Here is a 21,011-nt window from a genome sequence, read left to right on the forward strand (position 1 = left end):
TGGCGGGCCGTTCGCCGCGTAGAAGGCCCTTCGACCCCCTCCCATGGACAAGAAAGAAATCAAGTGCTCCTTCTGCGGGCGCGACAAGCAGGACACGAACGTGCTCATCGCCGGCATCACCGGGCACATCTGCGATGGCTGCATCACCCAGGCGCAGAACATCATCCAGGAGGAGCTCAGCCAGCGCAGCCGCTCAGAGATGGAGGGCAGCCTCATCCTGCAGCGGCCATCGGACATCCGGCGCTTCCTCGACGAGTACGTGATCGGGCAGGACGATGCCAAGAAGGTGCTCAGCGTGGCCGTGTATAACCATTACAAGCGCCTGCTCCAGAAACCGAATACCAGCGTCGATGACGTGGAGATCGAGAAGAGCAACATCATCCTGGTGGGTGAGACAGGCAGCGGCAAGACCCTCCTGGCCAAGACCATCGCGCGCATGCTCAATGTGCCCTTCGCCATCGCTGACGCCACCGTGCTCACCGAGGCAGGATACGTGGGCGAGGATGTGGAGAGCATCCTCAGCCGCCTGCTCCAGGCCGCCGACTACGACGTGAGCAAGGCCGAGCGCGGCATCGTCTTCATCGATGAGATCGACAAGATCAGCCGCAAGAGCGACACACCCAGCATCACCCGTGACGTGAGCGGAGAAGGCGTGCAGCAGGCGCTGCTCAAGCTCCTCGAGGGCAGCACGGTGAGCGTGCCCCCCCAGGGTGGCCGCAAGCATCCGGAGCAGAAGCTCGTGCAAGTGGATACCCGCAACATCCTGTTCATCTGCGGCGGCGCCTTCGACGGCATCGAGAAGATCATCGCCCGCCGTGTGAAGAGCAGTGCTGTCGGATACAGCGCCAGCCGCGATGGCCGCATCAGCGACGAGAACCTGCTGCAGTACGTGAGCCCAGCCGACCTGCGCAGCTACGGCCTCATCCCCGAGCTCATCGGCCGCTTCCCCGTGCTCACCTATTTGGACCCGCTCGACCGCGAGGCCCTGCGACGCATCCTCACCGAGCCCAAGAATGCCCTCATCAAGCAGTACGTGAAGCTCTTCGACATGGACCGTGTGAAGCTCACCTTCGACAAGAAGGTGCTCGACTTCATCGTGGACCGCGCCTTCGACTACAAGCTCGGCGCCCGCGGCCTTCGCAGCATCTGCGAAGCCATCATGACCGACGCGATGTACGAGATGCCCGGATCGCCGGACAGGCCCGCCGAATTGCGCGTGACGCTCAGCTATGCGCGCGAAAAATTCGACCGCTCGCGCCTGAGCAACCTGAAGGTAGCCTAAGGACCGCCTCCCGCGGCTACCTTCGCGGTCCCCGCGCGGCGACCTACCGTCGGCGGGAGAACCGTATGAAGCATCTCATCACCGCAGCGCTACTGGCAGCGCCCCTGATCGCCAGCGCCCAGAAACTCCCGCAGCCCAGTCCCCTCTGCAAGATTGAACAGGTCGTCGGGCTCACGACCATCAAGATCGAGTACAGCAGGCCCAGCGTGAAGGACCGCACCATCTTCGGCGACATCGTGCCCTTCGGCGAGGTCTGGCGCACCGGTGCGAACAAATGCACCACCATCGAGTTCGATACGCCGGTCGTCATGGCCGGCCAATCCGTAAAGGCGGGTAAGTATTCCCTGTTCACCATTCCCGGCCCGGAGATGTGGGTGCTCATTCTCAACCGCAACACGGAGCTCTGGGGCGCCGATGAGCGCAAGCCTGAAGAGGATGTGCTCATGGCGAAATTGCAACCGAAGAAGACCGCTGACCTGGTGGAGACGCTCACCTTCGACTTCACCATGGGCCGGCGTGACGATGCCATCCTGAATCTCACCTGGGAGGCTTCTTGGCTGCCGATCCCGATCGTTGCCGATTGCACTGATCAGGCCCTGAAGAACATCGAAGAGGCGCTCTCGAAGCCCGATGCGAAGTACAACGCCTACAGCAGCAGCGCCCGCTTCTGCATCGACCGCCAAGTACGCCTGAGCGAGGCGCTGGCGTGGGCCGAGAAGAGCGTGAGCATGGAGAAGAAGTATTGGAACACCTACACGCTGGGCCTTGCCCGCGCCGCAAATGGCAAGTACAAGGAGGCGATTGAGGCAGCCAACATGAGCATGGAGCTGGCGCAGGCCGAGAAGGACGCGAACTACGTGAAGATGAACCGCGAGCGGATCGAGGAGTGGACGAAGGCGATGGCCGCACCCCAGAAAACAGGGGATAAGCCGAAGAAATAGCGCTCAGTCCAAAGCGAGATCGGAGGCCCCCGCGAGGGGGCTTCTGCATTTCATCGTTTCCGCTGCAAGTATTGGATGGGCACCGCCAAAGCCACGAGCGCCGCTGGTGCCAACAGATTGTACCACAAGAAGGCAAGCTCAAGGGGGTCGCGCATCGTGCCATCGGGCATGGCCGTGGCGAAGGCATCCAGCTTATCCAGCGCGAAGTGCAGCAGCGTGAGCGCCTGCGTGATCACGGCCGCAATGAACACGGCTGTGCCGTCCACCCGTTTCATGAAGAAAGCCACCAGGAAGACGCCGAGGATGGTGCCATAGAACAGCGAGCCGATGATGTTCACCGCTTGGATCAGGTTCTCGAAGAGCGGGAAGAGCGCCGCAAAGGCCAGGGCCAGCAGGCCGAAGGCCACCGTGGCCCATTTCGTGGCCCGCACCTGCTCGCCGTCCGTGCGCTCCTTCTTCACCACATCCACCACGCTTGTGGTGGCCAGCGCGCTCAGCTCTGCGCTGGTGCTGCTCATGCCCGCGCTGAAGATCATGGCCAGCAGCAGCCCGATGATCCCGATGGGCATGTGGTCCATGATGAAGGTGATGAAGATGTAGTCCTTGTCGTTGGTGTCGCGGTCGGGGAAGGCCTCGGCGATCTCCGTGGAATATGCCTTCCGGATCTTGGAATCCTCTTCAAGCAGACGCGATAGTTCTGACGCATCACCAGGAGCAGTTGTGCCTCTTTCAGCGCTCAGCCATTTGTTTACTTCCTGCTCGATCTTGTTCCGGTTCATCATGTGGGCGCTATCCAACGACTCCCACATGCTCCAGCTCTTTCCAGAGTAAACTGGTATCATCTCACCTACACCAACCTCTTCAAGATCGATCGGTTCTGCCACCCAGCCCTCTGATGGTGGTTGTGCGGTCTTCAGGGCTTCTATATTGGCACTGTTCCAATGAATGGGAGCAGGGTTTAAGAGGTAGAACACGAACACCAGCACCCCCGTGAGCAGGATGAAGAACTGCATGGGGATCTTCAGGGTCGCGTTCATCCAGAGCCCGCGCTTGGCCTGTTCGGCGCTTTGCCCGCTGAGGTAGCGCTGCACCTGGCTCTGGTCGGTGCCGAAATAGGCCAGCTGGAGGAAGAAGCCGCCAATGAGGCCGCTCCACAGCGTGTACTTATTGCCCGGGTCGAAGCTGGTGTCGATTGCATCGAGCTTGCCCAGCGCGTTGGCGAGCTGCAGGCTCTCCCCGAATCCAATGTGCTCACGCAGGTACCACACCAGCAGGCCGAAGGCCATGAACAACCCGCCGAAGACCACGGCCATCTGCTGCTTGTGCGTAACACCTACGGCCTTGGCACCGCCTGATGTGGTGTACACGATCACCAGCGCTCCGATGAAGATGCAGGTCCACGAGAGCGGCCAATGAAGCACCTTGCTGAGGATGATGCTCGGCGCATAGATGGTGAAGCCGGCGGCCAGGCTGCGCTGGACGAGGAAAAGCCCCGCCGTGAGCAGCCGCGTGCGCGCATCGAATCGTTTGCCGATGAATTCGTATGCCGTGTAAACGTTCCACTTGTAGTAGAGCGGGATGAAAACACGGTTGATCACCAATATCGCCAGCGGAAGCCCGAAGTAGAACTGCACGAATCCAAGCCCATCGAGGTAGCCTTGTCCGGGTGTGCTGAGGAAGGTGATCGCGCTGGCCTGCGTGGCCATCACGCTGAGCCCCACCGCCCACCAGCGTTCATTGCCGCCGCCGCGCAGGTAGTCCGCGCTGGTATTGCCGCTGCGCGTCTTCCACACGCCATAGCCCACGATGAAGCCAAGGGTGCCGAGGAGGATGAGCCAGTCGAGCCAGTGCACAGCGGGGTGGGTGTGAGGAATGAAAAATGTAGAAAGTAAAATGTAGAAGTGCGAATCGCTCGATCTACGAGGTCTGCGTCACTTCCTTGGGTTGTTGCGTTCGGCGGTCTTGACGCTGGCGGTGAAGATGGCGACCAGTTCGCCGCACTCCTGGATCAGCCATGCGTGCTCCTGGTTCTTGGCATCCATCATGCCGCTGAGGACCTGTACGCGGAGGTTGTTCTTTGACTCCCGCAGTTCCTTCAACGCACCGCTCATCTTGTGGATGAAGTCCTTGGATGATTCCGCGCCTTGTACTTCGCCAAAATGCAACGCTGGTGCTGTTCCGCTCCGGAGCAGTTGACCTGCGAGGTGATTGCCCGCCTTAATGTTCGGCATGTTGTCGGTGTGCTTCACCACCGCCGCCGCGAACACACAGCATCGTTCCTCCAGATCGTTCTTCCGTTCCATCGCCCAGCAATTTGAGTTTCTACATTTTACTTTCTACATTTTACATTCTTCATTCTTTCCTCTTCCCTCCTTCACTTCCCTCCCCTCGGGCTGATCAGATTCGCAAAAAGCCGATACGCGCCCGGAACACCCGCCGGCAACTGCCGGAAGAAGCTGATCCCCGTATACACGAATCGTCCTTTGCCATGATCGGCCACGATCAGCGCGCCGTTCAGCGGCTCTTCGCCGGGATCGTTCCACGCGATCAGCGGCGTGTAGTTCGTGCCGAAGTCGCTGGCGAAGTAGAGGCCGCGTTCCTGCACCCAGCCTTCAAAGTCGGCGGCGGAAATCTTGTTCGGTGTGTTCAGCAGTGGGTCCTTGGGGTCAAGGAAAGTGGGCGGCGCTTCCTCCACGGTGACACGACCGCGACCAATGGTGAATGGATGCGGACCCAACGTGGCGGGGTCGATCTGGAAATCGCTTGCGCCGGAGAAGAAGCGCGGCGTGGTGTTGTACTGCACCACCAAGGTGCCACCTTGCTCCACGTACTGCAGCAGCAGCGGGTGCAGCTCCTTCATGCCCTTGTTGCTGTTGTAGGCACGGATGCCGACCACGATGGCGTCGTACTTCAATAGTTCTTCCAACTTAGCTGAAGCGGGCTCGATGAATTCCACGACCACGCCCAGTTGCTCCATGGCCTGCGGCACATCATCACCGGCGCCCTTCACGTAGCCCACACGTTTGGCGGTGGTCTTCACATCAAGCGGCACCAGCCTCACCTCGGCGGGTGTGTAGTACACCTGCGGCATGATGTGCGGGTAGTCGATCTCGTGCAGTGTGCGGTCCGCCTTGCCTTTCGGACCACTGAACTCGAACTTGACCGGACCGCCCTTCGCATTCTCTGAGGGGGTCACTTGATAGGTGAAGCTCTGCCGCTCATTGCGCTTGGCGATGTTCACCAGCTTCAGATCCTTGGTGGTGCCCCAGCCATCGGGCAGCGTGACGTTCAGCTGACCAGTGAGGCTGTCGGTGAGCGCCTCCACTTCCACGGTGATGGATTGCGTGCCTCCAGTAGCAATGAGCACATCGGTCTTCGGGATCACCGAGGCCACGGGCGTGATGTACACCGGGCGGATGCGCTCGCCGGCGACGCGGTCGACCCATTTGTGTTCCAAACGACCGAAGTGATACCAGTCCATTCCCGATTCCATTTTGGTAGGAACGAACATCACTCGCTGGTAATCGTTGGTCACGGCTAACCCAATTTCCCTTGAACTGATTTGATGGATGTTGGAATGTGGTCTTCTGAGCCAATGAGGTTCTGTCGTTCTGTAATATGGCTGCCGTGCAGTTGGTTCGAGAACTAGAGATGCGCTGTATGAAGGTGCAATTAAATTCATGGGTATACTATCCGTCGGGTGCTTAATCGTCGCGGCAGCATGTAGTTCCTTCCCGGTGCGTGAGAAAGCTTTCGCCAGTACAGTGATGGAGTCACTTTCACTGAAGTACGGCCGATCACATAGAGCTTCATAAACAGCTCCAAGGCTTGCCGCTCTGATGAGGGCAACTTCCTTCTCACGTTTCATCGACCAGATGTCTTGTAGATAAGTAGCTGTGTCGTCTCGCATAAGCAGTTCATCCATAGAGATTCCAAGCCTTGTCAACGCCTCAACACTCATGGCCGGATCACGAACATCATATGCCTTTATTATCTCATCGATGGATCGCGCAATAGATGCCCCTCCCTTCACCCGCCCCCATGTCATATCGATCCCCTCAAAAATGTCCTCCGTCTTCGGCCGGTCGCCTTTGATCAGCTTGAGGTATTCCAGCGATTCCCCCCGCGTTTCCGCCGCGCCAAAGCCCTGGCTCTTGTGCATGCTGCGGCTGCGCCCTGCGATCTCCGTGTAGCTCAGGCCCAGCAGCGGGTCATAGCCACCCACGTCCACGCTGAACCAATCGGGGTCGTTCTTCGCGATGTCGGCCAGGTCCTTCTTCCACCAGGTGCTGCCGTTGAAGAAGAGGCGGCGCGGCTGCCACACCTCCAGTCCTTGTTCCAACTGCTCCGGAAAGGCCTTGGGGTCACCGGCAAGGTCGAAGGCTTCCTCGGCGAGGATGGCGCTGGCCTCGTGGTGGCCGTGGCCCGCGCTGCGGTCGGGCGCGAAGCGGGTGATGATCACATCGGGCCGGAAGGTGCGGATCACACGCACCACATCGCTCAGCACTTCCTGCTTGCCCCACTTCTCGAAGCTCTCGGCGGCGTTCTTGGAAAAGCCGAAGTCCACCGCGCGGGTGAAGAACTGCTCGCCGCCATCGATGCGCCGCGCCTCCAGCAGCTCCTGCGTGCGGATGATGCCCAGCGCATCGCCCAGCTCGGGACCGATGAGGTTCTGTCCGCCATCGCCGCGGGTGAGGCTGAGGTTGCCGGTGCGCACCTTCTTGCCGTTGGCCAGCCAGGCGATCAGCTTGGTGTTCTCGTCATCGGGATGAGCCACGATGTAGAGCACGCTGCCCAGCACGTTGAGCTTCTGCATGCGGTGCAGGATTTCGGCGGCGTGGGGCTGCGCGGGTGGGCGTTGGGCGAAGAAGATGGTCGAAAGACCGAGGAACGCACTGAGGGTAAGCCCTATGCGGAAGAAGCGAAAGTGCATGGGTCGAAGGTAGAGGGCGCGCTTCGAGCTACTAGCCTCTAGCGTGATCCCAATGTGGGCCAAGCCAGAGGCTAGTAGCTCGAAGCGAGCAGCTCAGCTTTTCGTTCCCTCCCACGGACTCGTATCCACGCCCAGTTTCTTCAAGCATTTGATCGAATTCGCCTTCACGCCATCCGGAGGATTCATGCTCAGGCACTTTTTGAAGGATTTTATCGCAGCTTCCTTGTTGCCAGCCATCATGTAGCCCTCACCAAGACTGTCATGCACGTTCGGATCCGATGGATGGCGTTTGGCGTTCAGCTCGAACAGGCGCACGGCCTCATCCATCTTCCCGGCATTGGCCAATTGATACGCGTAGGTGTTCAATTGTGCGTTCGTCGCGCCGTCGATCATCGATTTGCGGAGTGCCACGGCCTCGGCGGCCCTGCCTTGCTCTTCGAGCATCGTCGCCTTCAGGCTCTGGTTCTCGAAGTTGGCCCCGCGCGCGATGCTGATGTCCACCCACTTCATGGCGCGCTCCGGCGCGATCTTCTGCTCGTGGCAGTAGTGCGCGGCCTCGTACCATACTTCCCAAGCGAAGGCGCCGATTCCCCGAAGCTGCTGGTCGATGCTCCCGAGGATGATCCCATTCACATCCACGCCTATGCTGATCGGCACTTCGACTTTCTCCCAACGCATCGTCAAGGTCGCCCCGTCCTTCTTCGCATCCGCGAAGCCGAAGGTCACCTGCTCGGTCATCTCGCAAGTCCGCGGTATCACCTCAATGCGCAGGGCATCTTTCTCCTTCATGTAGAAATATGAGCCCCAGGCCGTGTGGTCCTTGCTGAAGATGATCGTCCATCGGTCCTTGGTCGGGATGGCGTGCAGGCCGTACGAGCCTGCGGGCAGGGGCTGGCCCTCCACGGTGATGTCATGCGCGCAGGTGAACACCGTGTTCTCGTTGGCACCCATGCGCCACACCTCACCATAGGGCACGATATCGCCCCAGATTGCACGGCCTTTCACGCCCGGCCGGCTGTAGGAGATCGCAAGGTCGGTGATGCCGATGCGCTGCGTCACGGTGCTGTGCTGGCTTTCTCGTGGCAGATCCAGCTGGGAGTATTGCGCGTTCATCCGGAATGGATACGCGGATGCGGCGATGCCGGCGATCATCGCCGCATGAAAGAACTTGCGCATGGCTGAGGGGTTGATGGGCATGAAGCTATCCTCCCCGAACAGGCCGAATGGCCGGGCGCATGCCAACGGTGAGAAACGGGACGAAGGTGAAGCCTTCGCTCATGGCATGCCGCTACCGAAGGCTCGCTTCATTCCGCTGCCTGTAGATCACGGGATCCGCGTGCGCATCGATGGCCGTGTAATGCGTCTCCACCCATTGCACCACGGGGCCAAGGAAGGTCGCCGTGCTGTCGCGATCGAAGATGACGACCAATCTGGGTGGATTGCTTTGAGCTTGAGCGATCAGTTCCTTCAATTCAGCATCGGTGCGATCCCCTGGCCAGTGGTAGCCCCAGCGCGTGGGGTTGCGGCGATCGGCGAGCACATAGTAGGCGGGGTGGTAGGGCAGCGCGAGCAGGGCGTCGCCAGGTTCGGAATGTTCCGCGATGCTCCCGAGCACGCCGTTGATCGCGGAGGCACGCGTTTCCAAGGTGCCCGCGCATGATGCGTCGATGGACGTTGCGCCATGCTGCGCGCGCGGCACGAATAGGTGCCAGCACACCAGTGCGAGCACCGCCATGCTGCATGCGCCAACCATGTTCGCGGCCTTGCGCCAGAGCTGTTGACGGACACCCTCAGCACCGATGGCACGAACGGCGTATCCGGGCAGCCAGGCCAGCAGCACGGCCACGGGCGGCATGGTGAGCACCAGATGAGCGAGGTCGGACCGGACGAGCACCTGCGCGTGGAAGAGCAAGGCCCACGCGGCCAGGAAAAGACCCACGGCCTCGCTTTCGCCGAAGCCCTTTCGCCGCCAACGGATAGCCACCGCTGCCAAGCTCACAACAGCCAGCAGCGGGGTCAGGCGGAAAACGACGACGGCCAACAGGCTGCCATTCGGGCCGGCTTGATTGAGGCTGGGCATGGGAATGGCGCTCGTGTCGCCGTAACGCGTGAGCGGGAAGAGCACCAGTTGATCATACATGGCCGGAAGTGCGCCCGCGTACGCGAAGAACGCGAGGGCTGGCAGAGACACGGAGGCCGCACCGATCAGCCATGCGCCCAGCTTCAAGCGTGGGCCTGGCGCCAGCCGTGTGGCCGGCACCAGCAGCAGTAGGGCGGCGAGCAGCACGATCGCCGCGGCCGAGTAGGTGCCCAGATCGTGGCGTACGAGCATGGCAAGCGCGGCGACCAGCCCAGAGAGGAAGGCAAGGCCCGAATCGCGACGGCGCACACTGCGCATCGCCAGGGCGATGGATGCAAGGCTGAGGGCCATGGCCTGCCAAACGGCCAATGGCGCGAAATGCATGTACGCAGGCCCTGCCAGCACCACGATCAAGGCGGCGGCCAATGCCCATGCCCCACCTGCGATCCGGCGCGTTATGCGGTAGGCGAGCAGCACCATGGCCGCATGCAGCAGCACGCCCAGCACGCGCAGCTTCAGGAAGCCCAGCCCGGCAACGGCGCTCCAGGCCGCTGCGAACATCGATGAGAGCGGGCCTTGCAGCGAATAGAAATCGCGGTGCGGCAGCTCGCCGTTGAGCACGCGTTGCGCGCTATGCGCCAGGAATCCTTCATCGCCGAGGTCGATGGAATGGCGCACGGCCTGAGCGGCCATGGCGCATACACCGGCCAATAGCAGCAGCATCGCCAGCAAATCAAAGCCACGACGCCGGGATGACCCTGCCGTTTCGGGCTCTGCGCGGATGGATTCCGTAGGCCGGGTGTCCGGCAGGGTGGGCAGGCGCTCAGTTTCCACGGCGAAAAGGGCCGTGAAAATAGGGGAATGGGCCGACCTGTCAATTCATACACGGCCTCAGGCTTGCTGCTCCTGCAGCGCCTGCGCGATCTGTTCCTTGTAGCTGCGGCCGCTCACGATGCGCTCGTTGTTGGCCATGCTGAAGATGAATTCGTTGTTGCCGCTGTATCGGGCATTGCGCACATGTGCACGGTTCACGACATAACTCCGGTGGATGCGCAGGAAGCGCGCTGGGTCCAGCTCACTCTCAACGGCGTTCATCGTCATCCGGTGCAGGAAGTGGCGGTCCTTGAGCTGGAGGCGCAGGTAGTTGCCTTCGGCCTGCAGGTAGAGGATGTCGCTCACGTTCACCTTGTGCTCGCGCCCCTTGTCGCGGATGGTGAAGGACTCGATGTGCTCGCTCTTGGCGTGCATGTGCTCGCGCACCAGGTCCATGAGCCTTCCGGTGAGCCGGTGGTTGATCTGCATGTCGATGTGCCGCTTGGCCTTCTCGAGCGATGCGAAGAACCGGTCATCATCGTACGGTTTCAGCAGGTAGTCCACTGCGCTCAAATCGAAGGCCCTCAAGGCGTATCGGTCGTGCGCGGTGACGAAGACCACGAAGGGCATGCGGTCACCGGGCACGCGCCCGACCACCTCGAGCCCGTTGATGCCAGGCATCTGCACATCGAGGAAGAGCAGGTCGGGCCGGTGCTTGCTCACGGCATCGATTGCCTCCTGGCCGTTGCGGCATTCGCCCACCACTTCCACCTCGGCGTCCTGCGCGAGCAGTTTGGCCAGGCGCGCCCGTGCAGCGGGCTCATCATCGGCGATCAAGGTGCGTATCTGCTTCATGCTGTGTTGGGGTTAATGCTGAAATCTATCGGCAGGCTCACCGTGGCGGAGAAGCCGGTGCCGCTTTCCGATGCGAGGGCGAGCTGGCCATCATCGCCGTACAGGAGCCGCAAGCGCTCGCGCACATTGCGCAATCCGATCCCGCCGTTGCTCATGGCCTTATGGACATCCCGGCAGCCCTTCCCGTTGTCCGCGACTTCCAGCGCCAACCGCCCATCAACCCGTTGGGCGCGAACGGTGATCTCGACACGCTCATGCGCGCTATCGGTTCCATGCTTGATGGCGTTCTCCACCAAGGGCTGCAGCACCAGGCCGGGCACCTGCGCCTTCAACAGATCCGCAGGCACGTCGTAGCGAACATGCAGCCGGTCCCGGAAGCGGATGCTCTCGATATCGAGGTAGCTGCGCACGTAATCGATCTCCTGCTCCAAGGCCACCTTGTCGGCGCGGCTCTGATCGAGGGTGATGCGCAGGAGCTGTCCGAGCCGGCTGAGCACCTTGCGGGCATCGCCGATGTGCTCGTCCATCAAGGCGCTCACGGTGTTGAGCGTGTTGAATAGGAAGTGCGGCTGCATCTGCTTCTTGAGGGCATTGAGCTGCGTGGCCTGCAGCTCGTTCTTCATGCGCAGCAGCTGCTCGTGCTCTGCCCGTCTGAGCCGCGCGCCGTCGAGCGCCACCAGAACCCCCATGAGCACCCAGTACTCCATGGTGCGCGTGAAGATGGCCGGCAGCAGCGCGTGGTAGGCCCAGTCACGGTACTTGGGGTCGGTGAAGTCGAATTCGCCGCGCGTCTGCAGGATCCCGTAATAGATCGAGGAGGTGAAGGCTTCATGGAAGGTAGCGATCAGGAATCCGAGCCCTACGTGCGCGAGCACCACTTTCCATGCGGGCTTCGCTGTGAAGGGCCAGCGCTGGAAGATGATGTACACCAAAGGGCAGAGCAGGGCCCAGAAGAAGAAGTTTAGGTAGGGCACCGGAGCCTCGCGCCACCATCGGAACTCGCCCATTTCCTTGAGGTCCTTGTACACGTAGTGGTGCATGTACGCCTGGAACAGGAAGAGCGTGGCGAGCACCGCAGCCGTGATCAGCACGATGCGGAAGCGGATGGGCACGCGCCGGAAATAGGTCATGGCGGACCGAAACTAGACCCGAAGCGCAGGCTGGGTGGGACGAATGGTGATGAGCGGCAAGGGCTGGGATGGGCGGTTGGATGACTATCCGGAGCACTGGAAGCAGCAAGGCCACCGGGGAACCGGTGGCCTTGCTGCGCGGAGGTTGCGCGCGGTCAGCCGATGGTGATCGTGTAGGTCTGTCCGTTCACGCTCACCGTGAAGGTCCCATCGCAGGCGCCGTTGCCGTAATCGATGGTGCGATCGGGGCGTCCGGTGGGTGTAACCACCACGGTGCCGCTCACCACGTACCAGTTGCAGCCCAGTTCAATCCGCAGCGCCGAGGTGATCTCCGTGACATAGGGGATGCCATTGCGGTTTACGCCGCTGCCGCCGCCGGTGATCAGGTACACATCATCGCTCAGCTGCACCGTGCCGGAGCCCTGGATCCAGGTGCGCACGCGCTGGGCCTGGTGCGTGGCCACCCAACTGCCGTCGCCGGCGGTGATGGTGCCGTTCACCACGATCGCGAAGTAGGGCTGGTCGTTGGCATTCAGTCCCATGTTGGTCACGGTCTTGGTGCCGGTGACCAGGTTGTTGTTCACGTAGTAGTTGAGCGGGGTGATGGTGATCACCGTGCCTTCGTCGCGATAGCGGCCGGTGTAGCTCACCAGGATCTGCCCACGGCGCAGGCGGCCATTCGAGGCGGTGCAGTTCACATCGCCGAAGTCGAGGGTGATGGTTCGTGGGGTGGTCGTGGTATCGAAGGTCACGGTGGGGTCGCACAGATCGCGCAGGCCATTGTCGTCAACGGCCTTGTCCACCATCGAGAGCATGTCGTTGAAGATGTCGTCCGCGCGGGCATTGTCGCTGGCGGCGGTATAGTCCATGTCGGGGGCCTCGGTCTTATCCTTCCGGCAGGCGAGGAGGCCGATGGCGAAGGCAGGGATGAGGAGGATCAGCTTTCGGTTCTTCATGGTAGTGCGCCGTTGCCCGGCGCCGGCGTTTGGTTGTGCTAAGTTGGGTTGGAACGCGGCCTTTGACGCATCCATTGCGCCAAGGGTTCAGATCCGCTCGAAAATGATGAAGCTGAAGGCGTGGGCATGACGCTCATCCTCATGGTGGCGCAGCCTGCTCAGCTCCCGCCACTCGGCCGGGACGATCTCCGGGAAGCGTGTATCGCCGGGGATGTGGGCATGCACACGCGTGAGGTAGAGCCGTTCAACCAGCCCCTTGGCGAAGGCTTCGCGGTAGATCTCGCCGCCGCCGATCACGAAAGCCTCCGTTTCACCTGCGGTCCGTGCGATCTCCAGTGCCGCCTCGATGCTGGGCAGCACCACCGCGCCGGGAGCCTCGTAACCAGCGTTGCGCGTCACCACCAGGTTCACGCGGCCCTTCAGCGGACGGTACTTCGGCGGGATGCTCTCGTAGTTCTTGCGGCCGGTGATCACATGGTGGCCCTTGGTATGGCGCTGGAACCAGGCCATGTCGTCGGGCAAGCTCCACGGCAGATCGCCCTGGTGGCCGATGATGCCGTTCTCCGCCACGGCTGCGATGGCCGAGACGATCATACCGCGACCTCGGCCTTGATGTGCGGATGCGGCTCGTAGCCCTTCAGCGTGAAGTGCTCGTAGCGGAAGGCGAAGAGGTCCGTGACGCTCGGATCAATCTCCATTTGCGGCAGTGCGCGTGGCTCGCGTGTGAGCTGCAGCTTCGCCTGCTCGATATGGTTGTTGTAAAGGTGTACATCGCCAAAGCTGTGCACGAACTCGCCGGGCTTCAGGCCGCATATCTGCGCCATCATCAGCGTGAGCAGCGCATAGCTCGCGATGTTGAAGGGCACGCCCAGGAACACATCGGCGCTGCGCTGGTAGAGCTGGCAGCTCAGTTTGCCGTCCGCTACATAGAATTGGAACAGCGCATGGCAGGGCGGCAGCGCCATCCGGTCAACGTCGGCGGGGTTCCATGCGCTCACGATCAGGCGGCGGCTGTCGGGGTTCTTCTTGATGGCCCCCACCACGTTCGCGATCTGGTCGATCACGCGGCCATCGGGGGCGTGCCAGCTGCGCCACTGGTAGCCGTACACAGGACCGAGGTTTCCGTCGGCATCGGCCCACTCGTCCCAGATTTTCACGCCGTTCTCCTGCAGGTACTTGATGTTGGTATCGCCCGCGAGGAACCACAGCAGCTCGTGGATGATGCTCTTCACATGAAGCTTCTTGGTGGTCACCAGCGGGAAGCCTTCGTTCAGGTCGAAGCGCATCTGGTAGCCGAAGCAACTGAGCGTGCCGGTACCGGTGCGGTCGTGCTTCTGCGCGCCGTGGGCGAGGATGTGGGAGAGGAGGGAGTGGTACTGATGCATGAACGGCCGCGAATTTACCGGCGTGATTCAGCGGAGGAGGAGGTAGATGCTAACGTGTGTCGATAACCCTAACGTAGCGCAATCATCAAGGACTTTCTGGTCGTCGGCGACCCTGCGCTCCGCATCCAATCATAGTTTTCTTCACGGGACGCGTCCATCAACCACTTCATTACAGATCAGGAAAGCATCTTTGACCGAGACAAGGCCAATCAGCGCGTCGCCTCAGCGTCACCCTCCTTCCACTCCGGCATCGCCTTCAGCAGTCGCTCCTTCATGCGCTCGTAGTAGCTCTTGCGGTCGATGACGTAGGCGATGAGGTAGCCGATCACGCTGGCGTACATCAGCTGGAAGATGGCGCTGTGGCGGTCGGTCATCTCCAGCACCAGGATGGCGCTGGTGAAGGGCGAGCGGGTAACGCCGCTGAGGAAGGCCGTCATGCCCGCGAGCACCAGCAGGTTGAATTGGCCGCGGTTGTCGGCGAGGCCGAGCGCATCGGTGAGCCAGCCGCCGATGGCCGCGCCGCTGGCGAGCGAGGGAGCGAAGATGCCGCCCGCCCCGCCCGCGCTCACGCTGGAGAGCGAGCCGAGCACGCGCGCGGCCACATTCTGGAAACCGGCATCGGGATCATCGGCGAAGAGGTGGTCCTCGAGCAGGGTGTGGCCGCTGCCGATGGCCACGTTGCCGAGCAGGTACACCACCGTAGCGAAGGCAAAGGCCGCCGCCAGCGCGAAGCCGGCATGCGCGAGCGATCCCTTCAGGTTCCGCCGGAATTTATCGATGGCGAGCACGATGCGGCAGAAGGCCGCGCCGGTGATGCCCGCGATGGCCGAGAGCAGGAGGATCTTGTACATGAAGCTCACGGTGGCGGGCGCCAGCTTCGGGTAGCCGAGCATGAGGTAGGGGCCGAGCAGCCATTGGGCCGTCATTCCGGAGAGGATCACGGCGGTGAGCACGGCGGTGCGGAATTGCGCCATGTGCGTCTTGGTGAGCTCTTCCACCGCGAATACGATCCCGCCGAGCGGCGTGTTGAAGGCCGCGCTCAATCCGGCGGCGCCGCCGGTGATCATCATGATGCGGCGGCTCACCTTGGGCCAGAAGGGCGGCAGCAGGCGATGCACGGTGCGGTAGATGCTGCCTGCGATCTGGAGCGTGGGCCCTTCGCGCCCCACCGCTCCGCCACCGATCACCATCGAGAGGCTGCTGGCGATCTTCACCAGGATGATGCGCACGTTGAGGAAGCGCCCGCTGCGGTCGCGCTTCTTGTCGGTGGCCACTTCCACGGCCGCCATCAGTTGCGGTATGCCGCTGCCGCTGGCGAGCGGTGCGAACCGGTACACGAGGAACCAGGCGAGCAGGAAGCCCGCTGGCGCGGTGATGAAGATCAGGCGCGGATCGATGGCCAGCAGCTCGGCGTTGCGATCGCCCACGTAATTGAAGAGCCAGGTGTAGCCCACAGCCACCAGCGCGGTGAGCACCGCTGAGATCTGGTAGGGAAGGGCCAGCAGGATGAACTCCTTTGCACGGCTCTGTACCAGCCATTGGCGCACGCGCTCCATCACGGCGGAGCCCGCAGCGAGCCACCGATCGGTGTGGGAGTCTTCTTTGCGGTCTGGCATGGAAAGCCTGCGCCGTGCAGGCGGGCGAAGCTAGTTGGGGAGAGCTTGGGGGGTGGAGATGGCTGTCAACGCAGGGGCCACAGCTGCATGTTGAGGGTTGGCGGGTGTTCAACCCTCAACCTCCAATCAACCCTCAACCTTTCAACCTCCAACTACTTCTCATCCCCCAACTTTCCCAGATCGATCACGGAGAACCGGTACTGCGTGCCACGGTCGTAGCTCTTCACCAGCGCTTTGCGGCCTCCTTGATCGAGCACCGCGTCCATCGGGCAAGGCACGAATCCCTCTTCCATCATCAAGGCCGTGCCTTCGCGTTGCACGCTGCCATCATCCGTGCTCACGATCACCGCTTTCAGAACTTGCGGCTCGGCGGGGCGCTGCTCCTTGGTGCCCGCAGCTTGGCTGCCCGCGCGCAGGATGGCCTCGAAGCCGCGCGGGGTGTGGCCGTGCAGGAGCAGGAGATTGCCTTCCATCGGAATCGCAACGCTGCCTTCGTAGTAGGGTCCGGCTGTGGTCATCAATGCTCGTTCGATCACGCGCTGCCAACCGATGCTGTCGTTCGCCTGCACATGGCTCACGCGCACCGGGCCGCTCAGGTGCCGCATGGCGAGCGCTTCGCCCACGGGGAGCATGAAGTCGTACTGCAGGTAGGTCTCGGTCACCAGCAGGCCTCCGTCGGGCGCGACCTGGAGGTCCACGATCTCGTCGGGCACTTTCGCGGTGCGCGCTGGGGGCTTGCGTGGATCAGCGGCGGGGTCGCCGAAGGCCAGCAGTTTCGCCTTGCGGATGCTGGGCAGTCGCTGCGTGGCGATCGGCGCGGGCTTCAGCTTCGGGTCTGCGGGATCGAAGGTGACCACCAAGCCCGGCTGTCCGGTGAGCGCGCCATAGCGCAACGCGATGCTGATCGCGCCTTGCTCGCGGATCGCCATGCGCGCGCTGCTCACGAAATCCTTCTCGATGGTGAGGTCGCTCACGGCCTTGCCGCTCTCGGCGATCGTGGTGAGATGCAGCTCGTGGCAGTTCTTGTCGCCCATGCTCTCTTCGCCCTTGCAGTTGAACAGGTAGGTGAGCAGCCGCACGTTGCCGCTATTGTCCACAATGATCTGGTGGATGCTGCTCTTCGCATCCTCGTAGGGCAGTTCGGCCGTTGCGCTCCAGAGCACGGTGAGATCCTTGTCGAGCCAGGCGGTCGCTATGCGCTTGTTGCCTTTGCCGTGCTGCGTGTAGTGGTTGAGCAGGTAATGCTGGCCATCGGGCGATGGGATCAGCCGCTCACGCTGCGCGAAGGCCAATCCGCGCGTGAAGAGGATCGGGTCGGGCAAGGGGCGCACGGCCATGGTGTTCGCCGGGTCGTTGGCGTATGGGATGTCGAACTCGGCGATCCTGCGGAATCCCGTCAAGGCCAGCGATCCGGCAGCATCCAATTCGCCGATGCCGAAGGCGCTGCCCTTCTTGGAGCCGCTCACGAGGAGCACATGCATGCGCTTGTCGCTCCGCAACGGCGTCACGCCGGTCCATTTCGCGCCATCGAGCAGCAGGTCCATGAGCGCGAGCTCTTCGTTGGGTTGCAGCAGCGCATCCAAGCGCACGGCTTTCGGCGTGAGCCCTTCTTCCACATAGAGCAGGTGCCTGCCGTCGGCGGCGAACAGGCCATCGACCACGGTGTAGATGTCGCCGCTGCTGCCCTTCAGGGGCTTGCTGAATGGCTTGCCCTGCTGGTTGAGCGCGGCTTGGGCCGATACATGGAAGGCGGCGAGGAAGAGCAGCGGAGTGAAGAGGATGCGCGGCATGCGGGATCGGTTGTGGCGATGAATGTAACAGCGCGGCCGCACGGAGCCATGAGCACGCGGAGCGCTTGGATCATCATCGAGCGGCGGGCGATGCGCGATCCGGCTTCACACCAGCATCCCCACGATCGTGGCGCTGAGCAGCGAGGCAAGGGTTCCGCCCAGCAGCGCGCGCATCCCGAATTCGCTCAGCCATGCGCGCTTCGAGGGCGCCAGCGACCCGATGCCGCCGATCTGGATGCCGATGCTGGCGAAGTTGGCGAAGCCGCAGAGCATGTAGGTGCTCATGACGATGCTGCGCTGGTAAGCGAACGCGCCGTTGGCCTTCAAGGTGGCGAGGCTCTCATAGCCCACGAATTCGCTGGCGATGATCTTCTCGCCCACGAGTCGTCCGGTGAGCGTGATGTCCTCGCTGGCCACGCCGATGAGCCACATGAGCGGTGCGAAGAGGTAACCGAGCAGGAATTCCAGGGAGAACTGCTTGAAGTTGCCATTGCTCACCTCGGCCACCCAGCCATTGAGGCCCGTGACCGCGCCGAGCTTGAAGAAGCCGTAGTTGGCCATGGCGATGAAGCCGAAGAAGACGAGCAGCATGGCGCCCACGTTGGCGGCGAGCTTCAAGCCCTCGGTGGTGCCGTTGCTCATGGCATCGAGCAGGTTGCTGCCCACACGGTCCATGCCCACTTCGATCCTGGCGTCGATGGCCTCGGTCTGCGGGAAGAGGACCTTGGCCACCACCACGGCGCCGGGCGCGGCCATCACGCTGGCCGTGAGCAGGTGCTTGGCGAAGAAGAGGCGCAGCTCGGGATCGTCGCCGCCGAGGAAACCGACGTAGGCTGCGAGCACGCCGCCCGCCACGGTGGCCATGCCGGCGGTCATCACCAGGAAGATCTCCGAGCGGTTCATCTTGTCCAGGTAGGCCTTCACCATCAGCGGCGCTTCGGTCTGCCCAAGGAAGATGTTGCCCGCCGTGCTCAGGCTCTCGGCGCCGCTCAGGCGCATGGTCCTGTTCAGCGCCCAGGCCAGCGCGTACACCACTTTCTGGATCACGCCCAGATAGAAGAGCACGCTGGTGAGCGCGCTGAAGAAGATGATGGTGGGGAGGATCTGCAGGGCGAAGATGAAGCCCATGCTCTTCACGTTGAGCAGGTCGCGGAACAGGAATTCGCTGCCGGCTTTGGTGAAATCGAGCACCTTCACGAAGCCTTTGCCCACCACCTCGAAGAGCCATTGCGCGGGCGGCACGTACAGGATCAGCAGGGCCATGGCCAATTGGAAGCCGAGGCCGATGCCCACCACTTTCCAATCGACCTGCTTGCGCTTGGCGCTGAAGGCCCATGCGATGGCGATGATCGCGAGCATGCCTATGAGCCCGCGAACGACGCCAATGGCGCTCACGCCGGTGAGCGGTGCCGGTGATCCTTGAGCGAATGCAGGCACGGCCAGCATGGCGAAGGCGAGGAGCGCAAGCGAGCGAAGCGGTTTCAGCATGGCGTTCAGGGTGGGAGCGAAGATGGGTTTTCCTTCGGCTATGCCACCCGGAACCCCCAACCCCTCAACCTCCGATCAGGACTAATTCCCCTGCTGCTCCCGCTTCTTGATCTCGTCGCGAAGTTTGCTGGCACGCTCGTAATCCTCGCTCTCCAACGCCTCATCCAGCAAGCCGCGCAGCTCTTCGATCGGGGTGGAGGCCAGCGATTTCTTCTCGCGGCCCTTGCGCTCCTTCTTCTCGCCCTCGGCCTGCTCCTCCTCGCCCTCTTCCACCTTGAGCCCGGCGGCGCTGAGGATGGGCTCGTAGGTGAAGATGGGGCAGTCGAAGCGCAGGGCGAGCGCGATCGCATCGCTGCTGCGGGCATCAATGGTGACCTCGCGCGCATCCTGCTCGATCACCAGTTGGGCGTGGAAGATGCCCTCGACCAGGTCGCTGATGATCACTTCCTTCAGGTTGAAGCCAAGGCTGTCGGAGACATTCTTGAAGAGGTCGTGCGTGAGCGGACGTGCGGGCTTGATGTTCTCCACCTGGATGGCGATGGCCTGGGCTTCCACGCCTCCGATGATGATCGGCAGGCGGCGATCGCCGAAGGTCTCGGCGAGGATCAAGGCGTAAGCCCCCGCGTGCGTGTGGCTGTACGTGATGCGGAGGAACTTCAGCTCGACCTTCTCCATGCTGTGATCAGCGGGCCGTGAAGGTAGTGGTTGCTTCGGTTGAGGGTTGAAGGTCGGTAGAGGTTGCGGGGTGGGTGGCCTTCAACCCCCAACCTGCATTTCGATCAATCCTCAACCGGCCTAGCGCTCAGCATTCAGCTTCTTCGCGGCTTCAATGAGCTTGGGCAGCACCTCGAAGGCGTCGCCCACGATGCCGTAATCAGCGGCCTTGAAGAAGGGTGCTTCGGGGTCCTTGTTGATCACCGCGATCACTTTGCTCTGGTTCACGCCGGCCAGGTGCTGGATGGCGCCGCTGATTCCGATGGCGATGTAGCAATTGGGGCGGATGGCCACGCCGGTCTGGCCCACATGCTCGTGGTGGGGCCGCCAGTGCATATCGGCCACCGGACGGCTGCATGCCGTGGCGCCGCCGAGCAGTTGCGCGAGCTCCTCCACCGGCGCCCAGTGCTCCGGTCCTTTCATTCCGCGACCTGCGCTCACCACGATCTCCGCCTCGGGCAAGGGGATGCCCGTGCCGGCCTTGCGCAGCTCCTTCACCGTGATGCGCGCCGCGCCGAGGTCGCCATTGAATTCCTCAATGCTCGCGCTGCTGCCGGAAGTGGCGATCGCGATGCTGTTGGGCGAAAGGCTGATCACCTTCACCGGGCTGGTCACCTCCACCTGCGCGCGCGCCTTGCCGCTGAACACGTTTCGCTTGAAGCGATCGCCTTCGGGCATGCCCGTGGCACCTGCGACCAAGCCGGCTTTCAAGCGCGCTGCCACGCGTGGCGCAACGGCTTTCCCGGTGGCATCGTGCACGCACACGATGGTGGTGGCGCCTTCGGCGGCGGCTACTTCGCATACGAGCCGCGTGAGCTGCTGGCCGTCCACGGCCCTCACGCCGCGCGCCGCGATCACCTTCTTCGCGCCGCACGCGCCTAGCGCTTCAAGCCCTTGCGCATCGCCGAAGGTCACGGCGGTCACGGGTCCGCCGGCGAGCTGGCTGGCGTAGGTCACAGCTTCCTGCGCGGCTTTCGGGAGCTTGTCGCCCCGGGTGTCGATGAATACGATGGTGCTCATGGAGTAGG

The 21,011-nt window shown here is 62.4% G+C and carries 17 protein-coding genes; 2 read left to right on the forward strand and 15 right to left on the reverse strand.

Annotated features, from left to right (window positions below; all coding sequences use genetic code 11):
• The first annotated feature begins 43 nt into the window (after nt 1-43).
• Both clpX and IPM12_05405 read left to right on the forward strand, forming a co-directional pair.
• Nucleotides 44-1,282: an ATP-dependent Clp protease ATP-binding subunit ClpX gene (gene clpX / locus IPM12_05400; GenBank protein ID MBK9147244.1), complete on the forward strand. Its 1,239-nt coding sequence runs from the start codon at nt 44-46 to the stop codon at nt 1,280-1,282.
• A gap of 65 nt (nt 1,283-1,347) precedes the next feature.
• Nucleotides 1,348-2,223, forward strand: coding sequence for a DUF2911 domain-containing protein (locus IPM12_05405; protein MBK9147245.1), 876 nt, complete (start codon nt 1,348-1,350; stop codon nt 2,221-2,223).
• 50 nt (nt 2,224-2,273) lie between these two features.
• Here the strand turns inward: IPM12_05405 and IPM12_05410 are convergent, their stop codons facing one another.
• From IPM12_05410 to IPM12_05480, 15 genes are all read right to left on the reverse strand, one after another.
• Nucleotides 2,274-4,076, reverse strand: coding sequence for a sodium:solute symporter (locus tag IPM12_05410; GenBank protein MBK9147246.1), 1,803 nt, complete (start codon nt 4,074-4,076; stop codon nt 2,274-2,276).
• 78 nt (nt 4,077-4,154) lie between these two features.
• Nucleotides 4,155-4,526 (reverse strand): four helix bundle protein, encoded by a 372-nt coding sequence (locus tag IPM12_05415; GenBank protein ID MBK9147247.1) that lies wholly within the window; start codon nt 4,524-4,526, stop codon nt 4,155-4,157.
• Between the two features lie 71 nt (nt 4,527-4,597).
• A complete protein-coding gene (locus IPM12_05420; GenBank protein ID MBK9147248.1) occupies nt 4,598-7,156 on the reverse strand; it encodes a PIG-L family deacetylase in 2,559 nt (852 codons plus the stop codon).
• Nucleotides 7,157-7,249: 93 nt separating this feature from the next.
• A complete protein-coding gene (locus IPM12_05425; protein MBK9147249.1) occupies nt 7,250-8,332 on the reverse strand; it encodes a DUF2911 domain-containing protein in 1,083 nt (360 codons plus the stop codon).
• A gap of 112 nt (nt 8,333-8,444) precedes the next feature.
• A complete protein-coding gene (locus tag IPM12_05430) occupies nt 8,445-9,959 on the reverse strand; it encodes a hypothetical protein (GenBank protein MBK9147250.1) in 1,515 nt (504 codons plus the stop codon).
• 168 nt (nt 9,960-10,127) lie between these two features.
• Entirely contained in the window at nt 10,128-10,904 is a 777-nt protein-coding gene (locus tag IPM12_05435) for a response regulator transcription factor (protein MBK9147251.1), read from the reverse strand.
• On the reverse strand, nt 10,901-12,034 hold the full coding sequence (locus IPM12_05440; protein MBK9147252.1) for a histidine kinase: 1,134 nt from the start codon (nt 12,032-12,034) through the stop codon (nt 10,901-10,903). Before IPM12_05440 ends, IPM12_05435 begins: the two co-directional genes overlap by 4 nt.
• A 155-nt stretch (nt 12,035-12,189) precedes the next feature.
• A complete protein-coding gene (locus tag IPM12_05445) occupies nt 12,190-12,990 on the reverse strand; it encodes a hypothetical protein (GenBank protein ID MBK9147253.1) in 801 nt (266 codons plus the stop codon).
• 87 nt (nt 12,991-13,077) lie between these two features.
• Complete coding sequence (locus IPM12_05450) at nt 13,078-13,584, reverse strand: dihydrofolate reductase (protein MBK9147254.1); 507 nt, start codon at nt 13,582-13,584, stop codon at nt 13,078-13,080.
• Nucleotides 13,581-14,375: a thymidylate synthase gene (locus tag IPM12_05455; GenBank protein ID MBK9147255.1), complete on the reverse strand. Its 795-nt coding sequence runs from the start codon at nt 14,373-14,375 to the stop codon at nt 13,581-13,583. Before IPM12_05455 ends, IPM12_05450 begins: the two co-directional genes overlap by 4 nt.
• Nucleotides 14,376-14,584: 209 nt before the next feature.
• Nucleotides 14,585-15,991, reverse strand: coding sequence for a chloride channel protein (locus IPM12_05460; GenBank protein MBK9147256.1), 1,407 nt, complete (start codon nt 15,989-15,991; stop codon nt 14,585-14,587).
• Nucleotides 15,992-16,143: 152 nt separating this feature from the next.
• Nucleotides 16,144-17,781, reverse strand: coding sequence for a hypothetical protein (locus IPM12_05465; protein ID MBK9147257.1), 1,638 nt, complete (start codon nt 17,779-17,781; stop codon nt 16,144-16,146).
• 105 nt (nt 17,782-17,886) lie between these two features.
• Nucleotides 17,887-19,269, reverse strand: a complete 1,383-nt coding sequence (locus tag IPM12_05470) for a Na+ dependent nucleoside transporter (GenBank protein MBK9147258.1) — start codon at nt 19,267-19,269, stop codon at nt 17,887-17,889.
• A gap of 81 nt (nt 19,270-19,350) precedes the next feature.
• On the reverse strand, nt 19,351-19,944 hold the full coding sequence (locus tag IPM12_05475) for a bifunctional nuclease family protein (GenBank protein MBK9147259.1): 594 nt from the start codon (nt 19,942-19,944) through the stop codon (nt 19,351-19,353).
• 120 nt (nt 19,945-20,064) lie between these two features.
• Nucleotides 20,065-21,003, reverse strand: a complete 939-nt coding sequence (locus IPM12_05480) for an electron transfer flavoprotein subunit alpha/FixB family protein (protein ID MBK9147260.1) — start codon at nt 21,001-21,003, stop codon at nt 20,065-20,067.
• Nucleotides 21,004-21,011: the final 8 nt, after the last annotated feature.

This window comes from Flavobacteriales bacterium (assembly GCA_016716605.1).
Classification (GTDB): domain Bacteria; phylum Bacteroidota; class Bacteroidia; order Flavobacteriales_F; family PHOS-HE28; genus PHOS-HE28.

Coding starts and splice junctions, on each gene's coding strand:
- IPM12_05440 (MBK9147252.1), bottom strand. CDS start 12,034: ATGACCTATTTCCGGCGCGTGCCCATCCGCTTCCGCATCGTGCTGATC.
- IPM12_05450 (MBK9147254.1), bottom strand. CDS start 13,584: ATGATCGTCTCGGCCATCGCAGCCGTGGCGGAGAACGGCATCATCGGC.
- IPM12_05405 (MBK9147245.1), top strand. CDS start 1,348: ATGAAGCATCTCATCACCGCAGCGCTACTGGCAGCGCCCCTGATCGCC.
- IPM12_05460 (MBK9147256.1), bottom strand. CDS start 15,991: ATGCCAGACCGCAAAGAAGACTCCCACACCGATCGGTGGCTCGCTGCG.
- IPM12_05425 (MBK9147249.1), bottom strand. CDS start 8,332: ATGCGCAAGTTCTTTCATGCGGCGATGATCGCCGGCATCGCCGCATCC.
- IPM12_05465 (MBK9147257.1), bottom strand. CDS start 17,781: ATGCCGCGCATCCTCTTCACTCCGCTGCTCTTCCTCGCCGCCTTCCAT.
- clpX (MBK9147244.1), top strand. CDS start 44: ATGGACAAGAAAGAAATCAAGTGCTCCTTCTGCGGGCGCGACAAGCAG.
- IPM12_05480 (MBK9147260.1), bottom strand. CDS start 21,003: ATGAGCACCATCGTATTCATCGACACCCGGGGCGACAAGCTCCCGAAA.
- IPM12_05445 (MBK9147253.1), bottom strand. CDS start 12,990: ATGAAGAACCGAAAGCTGATCCTCCTCATCCCTGCCTTCGCCATCGGC.
- IPM12_05430 (MBK9147250.1), bottom strand. CDS start 9,959: ATGCTGCTGCTATTGGCCGGTGTATGCGCCATGGCCGCTCAGGCCGTG.
- IPM12_05455 (MBK9147255.1), bottom strand. CDS start 14,375: ATGCATCAGTACCACTCCCTCCTCTCCCACATCCTCGCCCACGGCGCG.
- IPM12_05470 (MBK9147258.1), bottom strand. CDS start 19,269: ATGCTGAAACCGCTTCGCTCGCTTGCGCTCCTCGCCTTCGCCATGCTG.
- IPM12_05415 (MBK9147247.1), bottom strand. CDS start 4,526: ATGGAACGGAAGAACGATCTGGAGGAACGATGCTGTGTGTTCGCGGCG.
- IPM12_05435 (MBK9147251.1), bottom strand. CDS start 10,904: ATGAAGCAGATACGCACCTTGATCGCCGATGATGAGCCCGCTGCACGG.
- IPM12_05420 (MBK9147248.1), bottom strand. CDS start 7,156: ATGCACTTTCGCTTCTTCCGCATAGGGCTTACCCTCAGTGCGTTCCTC.
- IPM12_05475 (MBK9147259.1), bottom strand. CDS start 19,944: ATGGAGAAGGTCGAGCTGAAGTTCCTCCGCATCACGTACAGCCACACG.